Source organism: Collinsella sp. AF29-7AC, assembly GCF_003475665.1.
Lineage (GTDB): Bacteria > Actinomycetota > Coriobacteriia > Coriobacteriales > Coriobacteriaceae > Collinsella.
In genome coordinates, this window is the sequence record NZ_QRQX01000051.1 from 1 (window position 1) to 699 (window position 699).

The window sequence follows — 699 nt, forward strand, 5'->3', positions numbered from 1 at the left end:
CATCCGGGACGGGCTCGCGCGCGGGCTCTCCCCGCAGCAGATAGCGGCGACGACCCCCGGGCTCAGCGCCTCCACCGTCTACAGGTGGGTGGACGCCGGCTACGACGGCATGACGAACATGGAGCTCAGGCGCAAGGTCGGCTACAGGCCGAGGTCGCGCCGGGCCCCGGGGAGGGCGACGTCGCACTCGGCGCGCAGGTCTCACGCGTCGTTCCTCGCGCTCGGCGAGGACGCCTGCGCCGCGGCCTGGGAGATGGACACCGTCGAGGGCGCCAGGGGCGACTCCGCCAGGCTCCTCACGCTCCTGCACCGCCCGAGCCGCTTCCAGCTGGCGCTGCCGCTGCCGGACGGCACGTGCGCCTCGGTCCTGGCGGCGCTCTCCTCCCTGCGCGGGGTCCTCGGCGAGGACGGCGCGAGGCGCGCCTTCGGCGCCGTTCTCACCGACAACGGGAGCGAGTTCGCCGACGAGGGCGCCATCGCGGAGCTGCTCGGCGAGCGGGACGGCGAGACCAGGCTCTTCTACTGCGACCCCCGGCAGAGCCAGCAGAAGGGCGCGTGCGAGAAGAACCACGTCGAGATCAGGAAGCTGCTGCCCAAGGGCGCCGGGGTCAGGTTCGACCGGCTGACGGCGGCGGACTGCGCGCTGCTCATGTCGCAGGTGAACTCCGAGCCGAGGGGGGCGCTCGGGTTCCTGACGCC

Annotated in this window: 1 protein-coding gene; it reads left to right on the top strand. The window is 73.7% G+C overall.

Going from position 1 to position 699, the window contains the following annotated elements; all coding sequences use genetic code 11:
• Positions 1–699, top strand: a 699-nt coding sequence (locus DWZ15_RS10285) for an IS30 family transposase (RefSeq protein WP_233544799.1), incomplete at both ends; no start/stop codon positions are given.